Source organism: Calothrix sp. PCC 7507, from assembly GCF_000316575.1.
GTDB lineage: Bacteria > Cyanobacteriota > Cyanobacteriia > Cyanobacteriales > Nostocaceae > Fortiea.
In genome coordinates, this window is record NC_019682.1 from 299,411 (window position 1) to 313,701 (window position 14,291).

The 14,291-nt window shown below is 43.0% G+C and carries 10 protein-coding genes; 4 read left to right on the forward strand and 6 right to left on the reverse strand.

Annotation, left to right across the window (positions count from 1 at the left end; all coding sequences use genetic code 11):
* Positions 1-67: 67 nt before the first annotated feature.
* Together cbiD and guaA are read left to right on the forward strand one after the other, a co-directional pair.
* On the forward strand, positions 68-1,174 hold the full coding sequence (gene cbiD / locus CAL7507_RS01395; protein WP_015126625.1) for a cobalt-precorrin-5B (C(1))-methyltransferase CbiD: 1,107 nt from the start codon (positions 68-70) through the stop codon (positions 1,172-1,174).
* A gap of 217 nt (positions 1,175-1,391) precedes the next feature.
* Positions 1,392-3,014: a glutamine-hydrolyzing GMP synthase gene (gene guaA / locus CAL7507_RS01400; protein ID WP_015126626.1), complete on the forward strand. Its 1,623-nt coding sequence runs from the start codon at positions 1,392-1,394 to the stop codon at positions 3,012-3,014.
* A 55-nt stretch (positions 3,015-3,069) separates the two neighbouring features.
* Here guaA and CAL7507_RS01405 read toward each other — a convergent pair whose 3' ends face one another.
* Genes CAL7507_RS01405 through CAL7507_RS01415 form a run of 3 tightly spaced genes read right to left on the reverse strand, consistent with a single transcriptional unit; the run spans position 3,070 to position 8,085 of the window.
* Positions 3,070-5,364, reverse strand: coding sequence for a PAS domain-containing protein (locus tag CAL7507_RS01405; protein ID WP_015126627.1), 2,295 nt, complete (start codon positions 5,362-5,364; stop codon positions 3,070-3,072).
* A 2-nt stretch (positions 5,365-5,366) separates the two neighbouring features.
* Positions 5,367-5,822, reverse strand: coding sequence for a response regulator (locus CAL7507_RS01410; RefSeq protein ID WP_015126628.1), 456 nt, complete (start codon positions 5,820-5,822; stop codon positions 5,367-5,369).
* Positions 5,823-5,826: 4 nt separating this feature from the next.
* Positions 5,827-8,085 (reverse strand): ATP-binding protein, encoded by a 2,259-nt coding sequence (locus CAL7507_RS01415; protein WP_015126629.1) that lies wholly within the window; start codon positions 8,083-8,085, stop codon positions 5,827-5,829.
* Positions 8,086-8,613: 528 nt separating this feature from the next.
* Between CAL7507_RS01415 and CAL7507_RS01420 the strand changes: the two genes are divergently transcribed.
* Positions 8,614-9,018, forward strand: coding sequence for a response regulator (locus CAL7507_RS01420; RefSeq protein ID WP_015126630.1), 405 nt, complete (start codon positions 8,614-8,616; stop codon positions 9,016-9,018).
* 36 nt (positions 9,019-9,054) lie between these two features.
* Here the strand turns inward: CAL7507_RS01420 and CAL7507_RS01425 are convergent, their stop codons facing one another.
* The gene (locus CAL7507_RS01425; RefSeq protein ID WP_015126631.1) at positions 9,055-9,954 is read right to left on the reverse strand and encodes a cation diffusion facilitator family transporter; all 900 of its coding nucleotides are present in this window, start codon (positions 9,952-9,954) and stop codon (positions 9,055-9,057) included.
* A 1,063-nt stretch (positions 9,955-11,017) separates the two neighbouring features.
* Between CAL7507_RS01425 and CAL7507_RS01430 the strand changes: the two genes are divergently transcribed.
* Positions 11,018-11,509 (forward strand): orange carotenoid protein N-terminal domain-containing protein, encoded by a 492-nt coding sequence (locus CAL7507_RS01430; RefSeq protein ID WP_015126633.1) that lies wholly within the window; start codon positions 11,018-11,020, stop codon positions 11,507-11,509.
* Between the two features lie 231 nt (positions 11,510-11,740).
* On the opposite strand, the gene CAL7507_RS01435 is transcribed toward CAL7507_RS01430, so the two are convergent.
* Together CAL7507_RS01435 and shc are read right to left on the reverse strand one after the other, a co-directional pair.
* Complete coding sequence (locus CAL7507_RS01435) at positions 11,741-12,133, reverse strand: carboxymuconolactone decarboxylase family protein (protein WP_015126634.1); 393 nt, start codon at positions 12,131-12,133, stop codon at positions 11,741-11,743.
* 31 nt (positions 12,134-12,164) lie between these two features.
* Positions 12,165-14,099, reverse strand: coding sequence for a squalene--hopene cyclase (gene shc, locus CAL7507_RS01440; RefSeq protein WP_015126635.1), 1,935 nt, complete (start codon positions 14,097-14,099; stop codon positions 12,165-12,167).
* Positions 14,100-14,291: the final 192 nt, after the last annotated feature.

Below are 14,291 nucleotides of genomic sequence, written 5' to 3' on the forward strand. Positions count from 1 at the left end.
CACACAACCATACTCGCTTTAGGTCGCCTGAAGCTGATCGTTAGCAGAATTCTTTTAAATTAAAAAAATGTCCCGTTCTGGATATACCCTCCCCGTATTTGCCTGTGCTTCTGCCATTGCGGCATTACACTGGTTACGCGATCGCCAATCTTTAAAAGTAGCGTTGGTGAATTTGATTGAACCCGCCCAAATCGCCGAAATTGCGATCGCCCAAGTAGCAGGTTTATCAGAAAATATGGCCTTGGCCATTACTCACAGCGATCCGGGTGATAATCTCGATTTGACAAGAGATACACCGATTTGGGTATTGGTGGAATGGCGAGTAGGAGAAGGGGAAAGGGTAATAATTAAGGGTGGAGAAGGAATTGGGCGCATTGGCGACAAACCAGCTATTTATGCCTACGCTCACAGGCTTTTGCAGGAAAATTTGCAAGCGCTGTTAGCACCGGGAGAAAAAATTACGGTGACGGTGATTCTCCCCGAAGGGCGATCGCTGGCTGTTCGCACCTCCAATTCTGCCTTTGGTGTCGTGGAAGGGCTTTCTCTATTAGGTACAAACGGAATTTCCCAACCCTTAAGTTCACCCGATCAGCTAACAGCTTTTCGTAGTGAATTGCAACAAAAAGCCAGTCAGTTTGATAGTTTAGTATTTTGTATTGGTGAAAATGGGTTAGATTTAGCGCCAAAAATCGGTATTAATCCTGAGCGATTGGTAAAAACCGCTAATTGGCTAGGGCCAATGTTAGTAGAAGCTGATGTTTTGGGTGTTAAAGAAATCTTATTGTTTGGGTATCATGGCAAACTGATGAAGCTGGCGGGGGGAATTTTTCACACCCATCACCATCTGGCTGACGGCCGCCGAGAGATTCTCGCGGCTCACTGTGCATTAGCAGGTTTAAAGTCGTCAGATATACAAGTGGTTTTTCATAGTGCCACCGCTGAAGCCGCATTAATATACTTGCGATCGCTAGATGCAGCAACGGGTAGCGATTGGGTAAAGCAAGTATATAGTGCGATCGCCCAAGCCATAGATTCCCGTGCCCAAGAATACATCCATAGCCATAGCAACAGAGACACATCTGCTACCATCTGCGGCTCGATTCTCTTTGACCGCGATCGCAAAATTATCGTGAAGAGTAAAACAGCTTGTATCTTATCCGGAAAATTATGCTAATTTAATATGAATTATCATAAACAATGCAAATAAATAATCTTTCAGTAGCGAGCCTAAGATAAGTTTTCTCTTTTAATACCATGCCAAATTCATCGGCTAGACAAACGCGGCTAAACTCGCGGTTGTAGGGGATTCTATTACCCCAAAAAAGATCAAGTCATGGTAGCACTAGACCACAAAGCAACAAATTATTATTACTGAACATACTTTCGCCATCATGAATACAGCGGTGACTCTACTTACAGAACAAGCGCCTCAAACACTAGAAAATTGGGGGCGACTCGATCGCCAGTTAGTTGTGATTCTGGACTTCGGCTCTCAATATTCCGAGCTAATTGCCCGTCGCATCCGTGAGACACAGGTATATTCTGAAGTCCTGTCCTATCGTACTCCAGCGGAACAGTTGCGGCAACTAAATCCGAAGGGAATTATTCTTTCAGGTGGACCGAGTTCCGTTTATGGTGAAAAAGCTCCCCATTGTGACCCAGAAATTTGGAACTTGGGCATCCCCATTTTAGGTGTGTGCTACGGTATGCAACTGATGGTGAGCCAACTGGGTGGAGAAGTAGCCAAGGCTGACCGAGGTGAGTATGGCAAAGCATCATTATATATAGATGATCCCACAGACCTACTCACCAACGTCGAAAATGGCACAACCATGTGGATGAGTCACGGAGATTCCGTAGCTCAAATGCCCCCAGGGTTTGAATTGCTAGCACATACAGAAAATACCCCCTGCGCGGCGATCGCTGACCATGACAAAAAACTCTACGGTGTCCAGTTCCATCCAGAGGTAGTGCATTCTGTTGGCGGATTAGCATTAATCCGCAACTTTGTCTACCATATCTGCGACTGCGAACCCACCTGGACAACAGCAGCTTTTGTAGAAGAATCAATTCGGGAAATCCGGGCGAGAGTTGGTGATAAGCGAGTGCTATTAGCACTTTCTGGGGGCGTGGATTCTTCCACCCTAGCTTTCTTACTATATAAAGCGATCGGCGATCAGCTGACTTGTGTGTTTATCGACCAAGGCTTTATGCGAAAGTATGAGCCAGAGCGGTTGGTGAAGCTGTTCCAAGAACAATTTCATATCCCGGTTGAGTATGTTAACGCCCGCGAGCGTTTCATCAACAAAATAGCCGGGGTGACTGATCCCGAAGAAAAACGCCGCCGCATTGGACACGAATTCATCCATGTATTTGAAGAAACATCCAAACGCCTCGGCCACTTTGATTATTTAGCTCAAGGCACCCTCTACCCAGATGTGATTGAATCTGCTGACACCAACGTTGATCCCCAAACTGGTGAGCGGGTAGCAGTGAAAATCAAGAGTCATCACAATGTTGGCGGCTTGCCTAAAGACCTGCGATTTAAACTAGTGGAACCCCTGCGGAAACTATTTAAAGATGAAGTCCGCCGCCTCGGGCGTTCCATTGGCTTACCAGAAGAAATTGTCCAAAGACAGCCTTTTCCTGGCCCTGGTTTGGCAATTCGGATCTTAGGTGATGTCACCGCCGAAAGGTTAAATATTTTACGGGATGCAGATTTGATTGTGCGGCAAGAAATCAACCAGCGTGGGTTGTATCACGATGTTTGGCAGGCTTTCGCTGTATTACTGCCTATTCGCAGTGTCGGTGTCATGGGCGACCAACGTACCTACGCTTACCCGATTGTCTTGCGGATTGTCACCAGTGAAGATGGCATGACTGCCGATTGGGCACGTGTGCCTTATGATGTGCTGGAAGTAATTTCCACGAGGATTGTCAATGAGGTGAAGGGTGTGAACCGCGTGGTTTATGACATTACCTCTAAGCCGCCTGGAACTATTGAGTGGGAGTGAAAAGAGTTTAAACGCAGAGGCACGCTGAGTCTCTGTGTAAGATAAATTCTTCCCTTCAGCATGGTAATTTAATTGTGAAGGTAGAACCTAGCCCAACACCTGGGCTAGCTACTTCAATTGTCCCACCATGTAGTTCGACGAGATGACGAGCGATCGCTAAACCCAGTCCTAAACCACTTTGTTTGTGAATGCGATCGCCTTGAAAATAACGTTCAAAAACATGGGGTAAAAACTCTGGACTGATGCCGATTCCTGTGTCGCTTACGGTAATCTCGGCGTTAGAGCCGTTCCGTAATAGTTTGACTTCCACCTGTCCCCCCGATGGGGTGAACTTCATCGCATTCGAGAGCAAATTTCCGAGAACTTGTAACAAGCGGTTCCAATCGCCTCTGATTGGTGGAATTGACTTGTCAACTACCGATTCTAGACAAATACTCTTTGCATGGGCGGAAGGGTAGGCGGTTTCCATCGCCCCGGCGACAATTGCAGCTAAGTTGACTTTTCCTAAATTCAGCTGTAGTTTACCCTGAATAATCCGAGACATATTCAGCAAGTCTTCTAGGAGTGTTGCTTGGGATTTGGCATTGCGTTCGATAGTCTCTAAAGCATTATTAATGCTTGCTGTATCCATTTGCTGAGTCCGCAGCAGTTTCGCCCAGCCCATAATGGCATTCAGTGGCGATCGCAGATCGTGAGATACCATAGCGACAAACTCGTCTTTAGTATTGTTAGCTACTTCCGCTGCAGCGCGGGCAGTTTGCTCCAGTTGTAAGAGTCTGTGACGTTCAGCTTCTAATTGTTTGCGATCGTCAATATCTGTGCTAGTTCCAAACCACTTGATGATATCTCCTTGCTCGTCTTTCATGGGTAAGCCTCGTGCTAAATGCCAACGATAAGTGCCGTCACGGCTGCGATAGCGCATTTCGTGTTCGTAGAGTTCCCCTGTATGCACCGCTGCTAGCCATTTCTCCATCATTCCTGGGATATCGTCTAGATGCACAATTTCTGTCCAGCCAAACCCCATCGCCTGCTCAATTGGCTGTCCAGTAAATTCATCCCATTTTTGATTTATATGCTCGCATTCACCTTCAGCATTACTAATCCAGACGATTTGGGGTACAGCATCCGATAAGTAACGGTAGCGTTCTTCACTTTGGCGCAAAGCTACTTCAGCAAGTTTGCGTTCGGTGATATCAAAGGCTGTTCCCACGATTTGGCGAGGTGAACCGTCAGCATTTCTCGTGAAGATAGTGTCTCGACTAAAAAACCAACGCCATTCGCCATTGGCGTGTCGCATCTGATACTCATTTTCGAGAATGTCGCCATCCTTAGCTGAGTTAAATTTTTGGAAAAAGATAGCAATAGAAATTAAATCTTCAGGATGCATGAACTGGGGTAGAAATTCTGGACTCTGAGCCTGAATTTGTTGAGCGGTATAACCAAGCAATTTATTAACTTGACGATTGATATAGACATTCCGCTGTTCAACCAAGTCATAAACATACACAATCCCTGGAGTGGTTTCGGCGATGCGTTCGATTAACCGCTGACTTTCTTGTAAGCGTTCTTCTGCTTGCTTTTTTTCGGTTACATCCCGCCAGGAAGCTACAAAGCCATCTCCCATTTTAGTGATGCGCGCATCAAAGGCTTTGGTCTTATCAAAAGAAGTGTAGATCAGCGATTCTTTAATTAAAGGTTTACCGGTTTCCACAACTTGGCAATATTCATCAAATAAACCACTTTCCCGATAAATAGGCAGAATTTCGCACAACCCCTTCCCCAGTTGTTTTTCCTTAGCCATCTGGTTAAATTCACAAGCTGCAGCATTGACATAATCAATGCGAAAGTCTGAGATTTCACCTCTATGATTGCGAATAGCTGAATAAATGCCGAAGCAATCCAGCATATTTTCAATTGAGGTGCGGAAACGTTCCTCACTCCGTTGCAGTTCTTGGGAAAGTTGCGCGTTTTTAATTGCTGAGTGGACAGTGGAGCGTAATAGATCCCCTGTTGTTTGTCCCTTAACTAAATAATCTTGCACACCCCGTTTCATCGCCTGGACAGCTACAGCTTCGTTGCCATATCCAGTTAACATAATCACAGCGGGCATAGCAGCTTTCGCTTGCTTTTTTAATTGCTCCAAAAACTCCAAACCATCTAAATCTGGCAACAGAAAGTCTAATAAGATGCCATCAGGCTGAAATTGCCGACATACTTCTAATCCCCTTTCTCCTGATTCTTCTTCTAGAATTGTGTAATTGTATTCTCTATCTTGCAGAAGATAACGGCGATAAACTTCGCGGTCTTCCAGACAATCATCAATAATTAAGACAGTTAGCGCTTGCGCCATAACTATTTGCTAACAATATCAGGAAATATTACAATGTCTAACCAATAATTGACAAAGCTTTGAATTGTTTGCACCAATCTGTTAATGTCAATTGGTTTCAAAATATAACTAGCGACACAATAGCGGTAACATATTTCAATATCTCTGGGATTAGAAGAAGTGGTAAATACGACTACAGGAATATATTTCAAATCTTCATCCTGTTTGATTTGCTGTAAAACCTCTCGCCCATCGGTTCCTGGTAAATTCAAGTCGAGCAAAATAATTGCTGGACGCGGTGCAGTTTGGGGATTGCTGTAGTTACCAGTATGATACAAGAAGTCTAAGGCTTCATCGCCATCGGTACAGCGAAAAATCGGAGTGACTACAGCTTGTCGTCCCATGACTCGACAAAAAGCTTCAAAGTCTTCATCACTATCTTCAACTACGAGCAAAGGTTGGGCATATTTACCAATCATGCTTTTAGCTCACTCCCTGCAATGTGAAATAGAATGTAGTGCCTTCGCCATATGTTGACTCCACCCAAATTGTACCGCCATGTCGCTCAACAATTTTTTTGGCAATGGTTAATCCGGCTCCTGTACCACCGCCATATTTACTCGGTCCGTGTAATCGTTTAAAAATCCGGAAAATTGCCTCAAAATGTTTTTCCCGTATGCCAATACCGTTATCTTGCACGTAGAATGTCGTGGGTAAAGATGGATGGTCAATATAGCCAATTTCAATCCATTTTTCGGTTTTGTCATTGTATTTAATGGCGTTAGCTATGAGATTATTAAAGACTTCGCCCACTTGGACATGATCGCAATAGATGGTTGGTAGTGGTTTAGGAATCCGGATTTCTACACCGGTTTCTTCAATGCGGGCGCTCAACAATGCTAAAGTTCCACTGACAATAATATTTAGGTCAGTATCCTGCATGGAAAGATCCACTCTTCCTAACCTAGAAAAATGTAAGAGGGAATCGATTAAATCTTCCATCCGCTGTGTGAGACGAATTAGGGTGTTTAATTTAGCTTTACCCTCTTCGTTTAAGGTAGCGCCATAGTCTTCAATCAAGAAATTAGAGTAATTGTGAATACCGCGCAGAGGTTCTTTCAAATCGTGGGAAGCAATGTAGGCGAAAGCATCTAATTCTTTATTGCTGCGTTCTAGTTCAATATTTAGCTGTGCTAGTTCATCGGCTTTCCGCAGCACTACACCAACGATCGCACTCTTCAACTCCAATGCTGCAGTCACTTCGCAGGGTTTCCAGGGGAGAGATTGCGATCGCACTGTTTCTTTCCATAAATCAAAAGACTTCCGAGGTGATAAACGCACACCCCCGTTTTCTGATACTTCTACGGGTTTATTCGGGTTCCCTCCCCAATCTACAGTTCGCACTACCTCCGAACGAAACCACAAAACACAGTTTCGCTGACTTTGAGATATAAAAAGCGCCATCACACCGCTACCAACATCCCGGAATTTTTCTGCGGCTGGATAAACTTTTGATAAGGCGTCAGTATAAAAAATCTCTTCCTGTAGATGTAGATTCATCCATTCCAGCAAATGTTGTATATCCTGTTTTTCTGGAGTGCTTCCCACAGTAAAATACTCCCCATGAAAACAGACTGCGGCACCTTGAGCATTTGCTAAATTAAGTATGTTTGGCTCCTTGTTAATTAAGGCATCAATAAAGTTTTTTTCGGCAGATATATACTCTACTAATTTTGTCTGCACTGAGTTTAACTGCATTTTATATTCAATGTCTTCACTATCTGCTTTTGCAGCTAGTTCTACAGAGGTTATTTGTCCCAAAAATTCACAAGCGTTGCGAATTTCATAGGGAACATATTTAGGTACTTGATGATGACAAGCAATTAGCCCCCATAATTTTTTATCTTTCATAATCGAGATTGACATTGATGCTGTCACGCCCATATTATGCAGATATTCAATATGTAAAGGCGAAACGCTGCGTAAAACTGACTCACTTAAATCTAGGGGCTGGTCAGTTATAGGGTTATTTACAGGTACAATTGCCGTAGGTTGATAATTAATATTTGGTATCAGTCTTAGCCAGTTTTGGGTATAGAGTTTTCTGACTTGTGGAGGAATATCAGAAGCAGGGTAGTGCAACCCTAAATAAGCAGTGAGATATTCTGGTTTCTCTTCCGCAATTACTACGCCATGCCAATTTTCATCGAATCGATAGAGCATCACCCGATCAAAACCACTGATTTTTCTCACTTCTTTGACCAGAACTTGACTAAGCTCTGTTAAACTCGCTGCTCCTTGGATTTTAGATATAGACAGTTTAACTAAATGATAAAATTGATAAAAGGCGTTATTCTTCTCGGAAAATGCCGGTTCTAATTCCAGAATTAAAACTCCATCTGAACGATGAACGATACCATCGAATTCTGTAATTTTATCATTTATTTTAATGATGAGTTCCAGGGGATTGATAAAATGTAAATCTGCTTGAGAACAACCTTCTTTTAAGAAGTTAATTTGTTCAGTATCTAATAGCCTGCTCAGAGGCTGATTCAATAGTTCTTGTGGATGTATTCCCAAAAAATGAAATGTATTATTGCTAATTTGTAAGATAGTTAACTCTGGTTCTTTTAAAACTAACAGGACTCCATGAGGCTGAATCGCACCAGGAATATGAATCGGTTCTTGTTCACAGTTAGTCACATCAAGCTGGAATGGGGCAGTAATTTCGTCGCTTTTCATGTTTATTCCCCAATAATCAGAGTGGCAGCTAGGAAGTGTTTTTAAATCTCTCCGAATCCACCCTAGTTCTCAAAGTTATCTTAACCTTTTAGGAGAAAGTCTAGCTTTCATATTTTTCTTTCTTTTATGAGTACTAGGAGAAAGTTAAAAATTTACACCTAAATCGTAATAAAGTTTGATTTTTATTAAGTTAAACAACTTTATTCCGGTTGATGCTATTGATTACATGCTACCTTAAGTAATTACAAAATTAGTAAAATTTTTTAAAAATTTACTTGATTTGAAATTATCAATGCTAGTCTGGACTACTAAATGAGTTAATTGAATTATGAATTATGAAATTACGTATAAGGTGAGTTAATGCAGGAGAACTTAGTCCGGTATGTACGGATATAATTCATGCTTTAGACTTCTTTAGTAAATAATTGACGCGATCGCTGTAAAATTGCCATTGGTATGGTCTAAGCAGAAGTAGACAAGACGCTTTTTCCAGACAATTCTTTGTTTTTCAACGCTAACGGAGACTGTATGCAACCTCCTCTCCCACTTGTGGGCTTACGCATCCTCGTGGTTGATGATGATGATGATAGCCGCTTTTATATTTCTACCGTATTGGAAGCAGATGGAGGCACCGTCACAGCAGTTGCATCAGCCGCAGCGGCGATGGACGTGCTACCTAAATTGCAACCTGATGTTTTGATCTGTGACATTGCTATGCCTGGTGAAGATGGCTATACTTTGATTCGCAAGGTGCGTACACTAAAAGCAAATGATGGTGGACGGATTCCTGCTGTTGCCTTAACCGCCTATGCTGATAGTGAGGATCGGATTCGTGCCTTAGAAGCTGGCTTTCAAACTCATATAGGTAAACCAGTTGAACCAGAAAAACTAGTTGCGATCATAACAAATTTAGCCGCTCATTATCGAGACTAGTACAAGAAGTTATCAGTCAACAGTCAACAGACTAACTTATTGAGATTCAAAGCTAATTTTCTCAGACTGGTATGCTGGCGGCTCGACGTGAATTAAAATCCTCACCGGGCTGAAGCGTTCTTCTAATCGCCTTTCTACGGCTTCGGTGATCCGGTGTGCTGTTTCTACGTCTGGTGCATCAACGATGAGATGCATTTCTACAAAAACTTGGCGGCCAAGAACACCACGAGACGCAATATCATGGCAGTTAATCACGCCAGGGACAGAAGTAGCGATCGCGTGTATTGCTTCTGGGGCGATCGCCATTTGATCTACAAGCCAAGGTAAATTCTCTTTTAAAACTGACCAACCACTCCAAAATACCAACAAAGCGACGGGAAAAGCTAACACCACATCCAGCCATTGATAATTTAGCCACCAAATCCCAATTAAACCGAGAATGACGGTGATAGTTACCCAAACATCACTCATGGTGTGTGTAGCATCAGCAATCAAAATTGGGCTACCTACCCGCTTACCTTCACTACGTTCATAAAAAGTGACAAAGATATTCACACCCAGAACAATTAGTAATAACCACAATTCTGGTGCTGATATTTTTACAGGTTCACTACCTTTGAGAATTCTCTCGATTGCTCCTTGCAGAATTTCAAAACAAGCTATCCCTAAAAATGCAGCAATTCCTAAAGCTCCCACAGCTTCAAACTTGTGATGTCCATAAGGATGTTCGCGATCAGGATGTGGGGAAGAAAACCTACTAGCAATCAATCCTAAAATATTATTGGCGCTATCTGTCACACTATGCAAGGCGTCAGCTAGCAAGCTGAGTGAACCCGTTGAATAGCCCACAAATGCTTTTAATGCCATCACAAATAAGTTTAGCAGTAGTGTGATAATTAAAACTCTTCGTACTGTGGCGCGGTTATCGTAAGTCATAAAAAATATTGAACACCAAGTTCTACAACTTCTAGTTACAACTCAGGATACAAATAAAATGTATCTGAACACTACATCGGCAAAATTATATATGTTCAAATTATTTGATAATTAGGCTATTTTATTGAGATTATTTATTGCCAAAAGTAGCTGTAAGCCTGATATATACTGACAACTCCTTTCCTGATACCAGAAGATTTTTAGCATTAAGAATATATATATTTTAATTATTCTCCTTTGTAAATCCTCGGATTGCGTTGTTTATATATGCAGTTAATTCACCAATATTTGTTATTAGGAATAATATTCAAAAATCTTACACTATGGGGAGAAATACTGATACTCTCTGTGCAATCTTGGTATTTGATTAGTGAAAATTATTCTATATATAGCGGTTCCCAGATGGAGTACAACATTATATTGCGAGGTGTAGTAGCACGGCAGTGACCATTAGTGTCAACTTAACGTGAAACTCATAGCCCGCCTCAGAATGAATTCTGAGTCTCATAGCAAAAGTCATCTCAAGATGACTAAAAATTATCATTTATCCCCAGTTTACTTTAGTAAACTTTGCCTATTAGCCTTGGAATTCATTCCCGTGGTAGGTAAGCCTTGCAATAAGCCATCTGTGGCTTAAGTTGACACCAATGGGCATTGCCGTGCCCTACGGGTGTACGTCACGCTTGTCGGGAAACGCTATAAGAGTGAGTGTCTCACAACAAGCGGCTTCTCTTAATCCGAAGTTCCGTCGTCACCCTTGGAGGGTGCGGCTAATCGCACATATACGCGATGCTGACGCTACGCACAGTCGCTATCGCTTCGCTAATCACCGCTCCGCGTCTACATGAATTGCCCCTACGGCAGATGTAGTTTTTCTAAACATTTATATTTGGTCTTGCCTGTCAATGTGTAAGTCCTAGCTACGTGTAACTTTTGTCTGTTTTCTATCTTCAATTGTTATTCTCTTTGGTTAAGATACATCTGTCTTCAGTAGGGTTAAGCCACATATATACATTTGATACGGTTAATCGTGACATCTTAGGAATGGTAATGAGAATTTCTAATGACATATACTCAAACTAGCGATCCAACTATTCGCGAACATGTGCAGTCATGGCAAAGATTACATGTGGATCAACAACTGGCTTTATTCTGGTTCATTTACACAGAAATTGGTAAATCCATTACGCCAGCAGCCCCTGGTGCGAGTACAGCTTCACCTGCAATTGCCGAAGGTTTGTTCAATCAAGTTAAAGAATTAACTCATGAACAGCAACTGCAAGTTCAACGTGATCTAATTAATAAGGCAGATACTCTAATTTCCCGTGAATATGGGTCTTTGGGTGATACAACTAAGCTGCTATTTTGGTATCAGTTAGGTCAAGGTATGGAAAGCACAACCATCGTTCCTGTACCAGCAGATTATCGACTTTCCTCAGAAGCAGAAGCACTGTTTAACAAAATTAAAGCTTTACCTTTTGAGCAACAAATTACTCTTTTCCGTGATTATGTTGCACCAATGGGGGCCGAAGCAAAAGCAGGTGCTGAAATTTAAAATTTTGCTCTTATTCTCATAGGCGAGTTAGTCATAACACAGTTTTTTCGTAGGGTTTTAGGCTCTACGAAAACTGCTGTAGAGATGAATCAGATTTGATTTCTGAAATATACGTAGGGTAGGCAATGCCCACCAACACGATGATACGGTGGGCATTGCCCACCCTACAAAACTACCAATGGAAATTGTTACAAATAAAATAGGAATACTATACCTGCACTCCACAAGATTCTAGGTTTTGAATCGCTCATCTACTGGAATTTGATAACCATTGGCGAGACGATTAGTTGTGTTTGCAGTAGCAACGATCGCCAACAATTCACCTAATGTAGTGTCACTCATCCCCTTAGCACGTGCTGCTGCTGTGTGTGAGGCGATGCAGTAATCACAGCCGTTGGTGACGCTGACGGCGATATAAATTAGTTCACGCATCAGTGGATCAATTTCACCAGGACTGGTCATCACCTCCTTCACAGTCTGCCACGTTCGCTGCAGAGTGGGAGGATGATTGGCTATAGCTTTCCAGAAATTATTAATATAATCATTCTGGCGCGTAGCCCGGATATCATCATATACTGCGCGTACTTCGTCAGTAGCTTCTTCGTATTCGATTAGCTTTGTCATTTGGTTTTTGTCATTGGTCATTTGTCAAGAGTCAAGATTTATTCCCCCACTCTCCATTGTCTAAAACTGATTGATAGCGACCGAGGGCAATTAAAGGGAAGTATTGTTGATACATGTGATATTTCAGATAAAAATGGCTGGGGAAGCCGGTACCGGTGAAGTCTGCTTCGTACCAAGTACCATCTGGCTGTTGAGTGGTTAAAAGGAAATTAATTCCCTTTTCAAGGGTGTGATCAGCCAGTTCGCCAGTGGCTTCACCAGCTGCTATGAGTCCAATTAAGGCCCAAGCTGTTTGAGATGCGGTGCTAGTTCCTTGTCCTTTGAGGCTGGGATCATCGTAGCTGCGACAGGTTTCACCCCAACCGCCATCTGGGTTTTGACAGCTAACTAACCAAGCTGCACCGCGTTTGATATTGAGTTGATATTTTAGAGGATCAATGAGTGCTAAAGCTGAGAGAACACCACTAGTACCATAGATGTAATTGACTCCCCAACGACCAAACCAACAGCCTTCTGGTTCTTGTTCATTGATGATATAGGCGATCGCTCTTGCTAAATTATCAGGATCAATTGCTAAGTTACCAGCCCCCAGCATTTCTAGCACTCTGGCGGTGACATCGGCTGTATTTGGATCAATCATAGCTTTCAAGTCGCCGTAGGGTACAGCATTCAGCCAGTCTTGATCGTTATCTAAATCGAAAGCCGCCCAACCGCCTGGTTTGCATTGCATAGACGCAATCCAATTTACAGCACGGGCGATCGCTGCATGTTTTAATTTTTCATTAGGGAGTTTCGCTTGATGTAGCGCCATTACCACCACCGCCGAATCGTCTACATCTGGATAAAAACGGTTGTCAAACTCAAATGCCCAAGCGCCTGGTTTGCCCTGACGATTTTTGACATTCCAATCTCCGTAGTCGAGAATTTGCTGATCTAATAACCATTCTCCAGCCTTGACTATGGCAGGATGATCTGGTGTAAAGCCAGAATCGACTAGAGCGCGTATTACCCAGGCTGTATCCCAAACGGGTGAAACACAAGGTTGGACTCGGTAACTATCCTCGGTTTCAATGGCAAAGTTATCAACTGCTTTGAGTCCGCGTTCCACAATGGGATCAGATGCATCGTAATCCAGACACCGCAAAGCTAGCAGGGAATTCAGCATCGCGGGAATAATCCCACCCCAGTCACCTGTAGCTTCTTGGCGTTCTAAAATCCACTTTTCGGCGGCGTTGATACCCTCCTGGCGGAAAGGCAATAAATTCAGACTTTCTGCCAACTTGAACCCATGATCTAGGGTGATAAATAAATCTGTCCAATCACCATTGCGGGGTAGTGCAAACTGGACTTGATCGACACCTTCAGCATACAGCTCGTCTAAGTTGATGGCCGGGTCGGTGATAAAAACAGGTTTCCGGTCAAAGACAATCAGCAGTGGTACTGTGCTAGAACGTGCCCAGCTGGACATCTCGTAAATATTAAAGGGGAAAGCCGGGGGCAAAAGCATCACCCAGGCTGGTAGTGAAGGTAAACCGCGCCAGTCGTAACAGCCAATTAAGGCGAGGTGTAATTTGGTAAAGATGCGCGTTTTACTGATGCCGCCTCGTTGGAGAATAAAGGTGCGTGCCTGAATCATGGCTGGATCTGTGTTGGGGACACCCAACAGCCTTAACGCCATGTAAGCCTCTACTGAGGTGCTGAGTTCGCCCCCATCTCCATAAAACAGTTCCCAACCGCCATGATTTCGCTGCTGTTGACGTAGATAAGCCTCAACTTTGTGCAGGGGCCTGGTGATGTCTGTCCCCCAAATTTTATGTAAGAGAACAGTTTCTGCTGTGATCGTGACATTAGATTCTAATTCTGCCCACCAGTAACCCGCTGGATTTTGGATCGAAAGTAGATATTGTTGACTGGCTGCGATCGCCGCTGCAGTTTGATTGACTATTACCCTGTCTTGCGTTTGCATCAAGTACTACTCAACCTCAAAAATAGTTTAACAAGGGAACGGGCAACGGGAGGTTGTGGTTAGGGTCTAAATGTCCAGCCACAACTTGCCACAGTTCCCTTCTGCGATGAACGAGGAACGGAATATTTTATAGTTACATTTTGCGGCCTGTACCAAGTATAAAATATCAAGGTTTCATCTTTTATCTTTAAG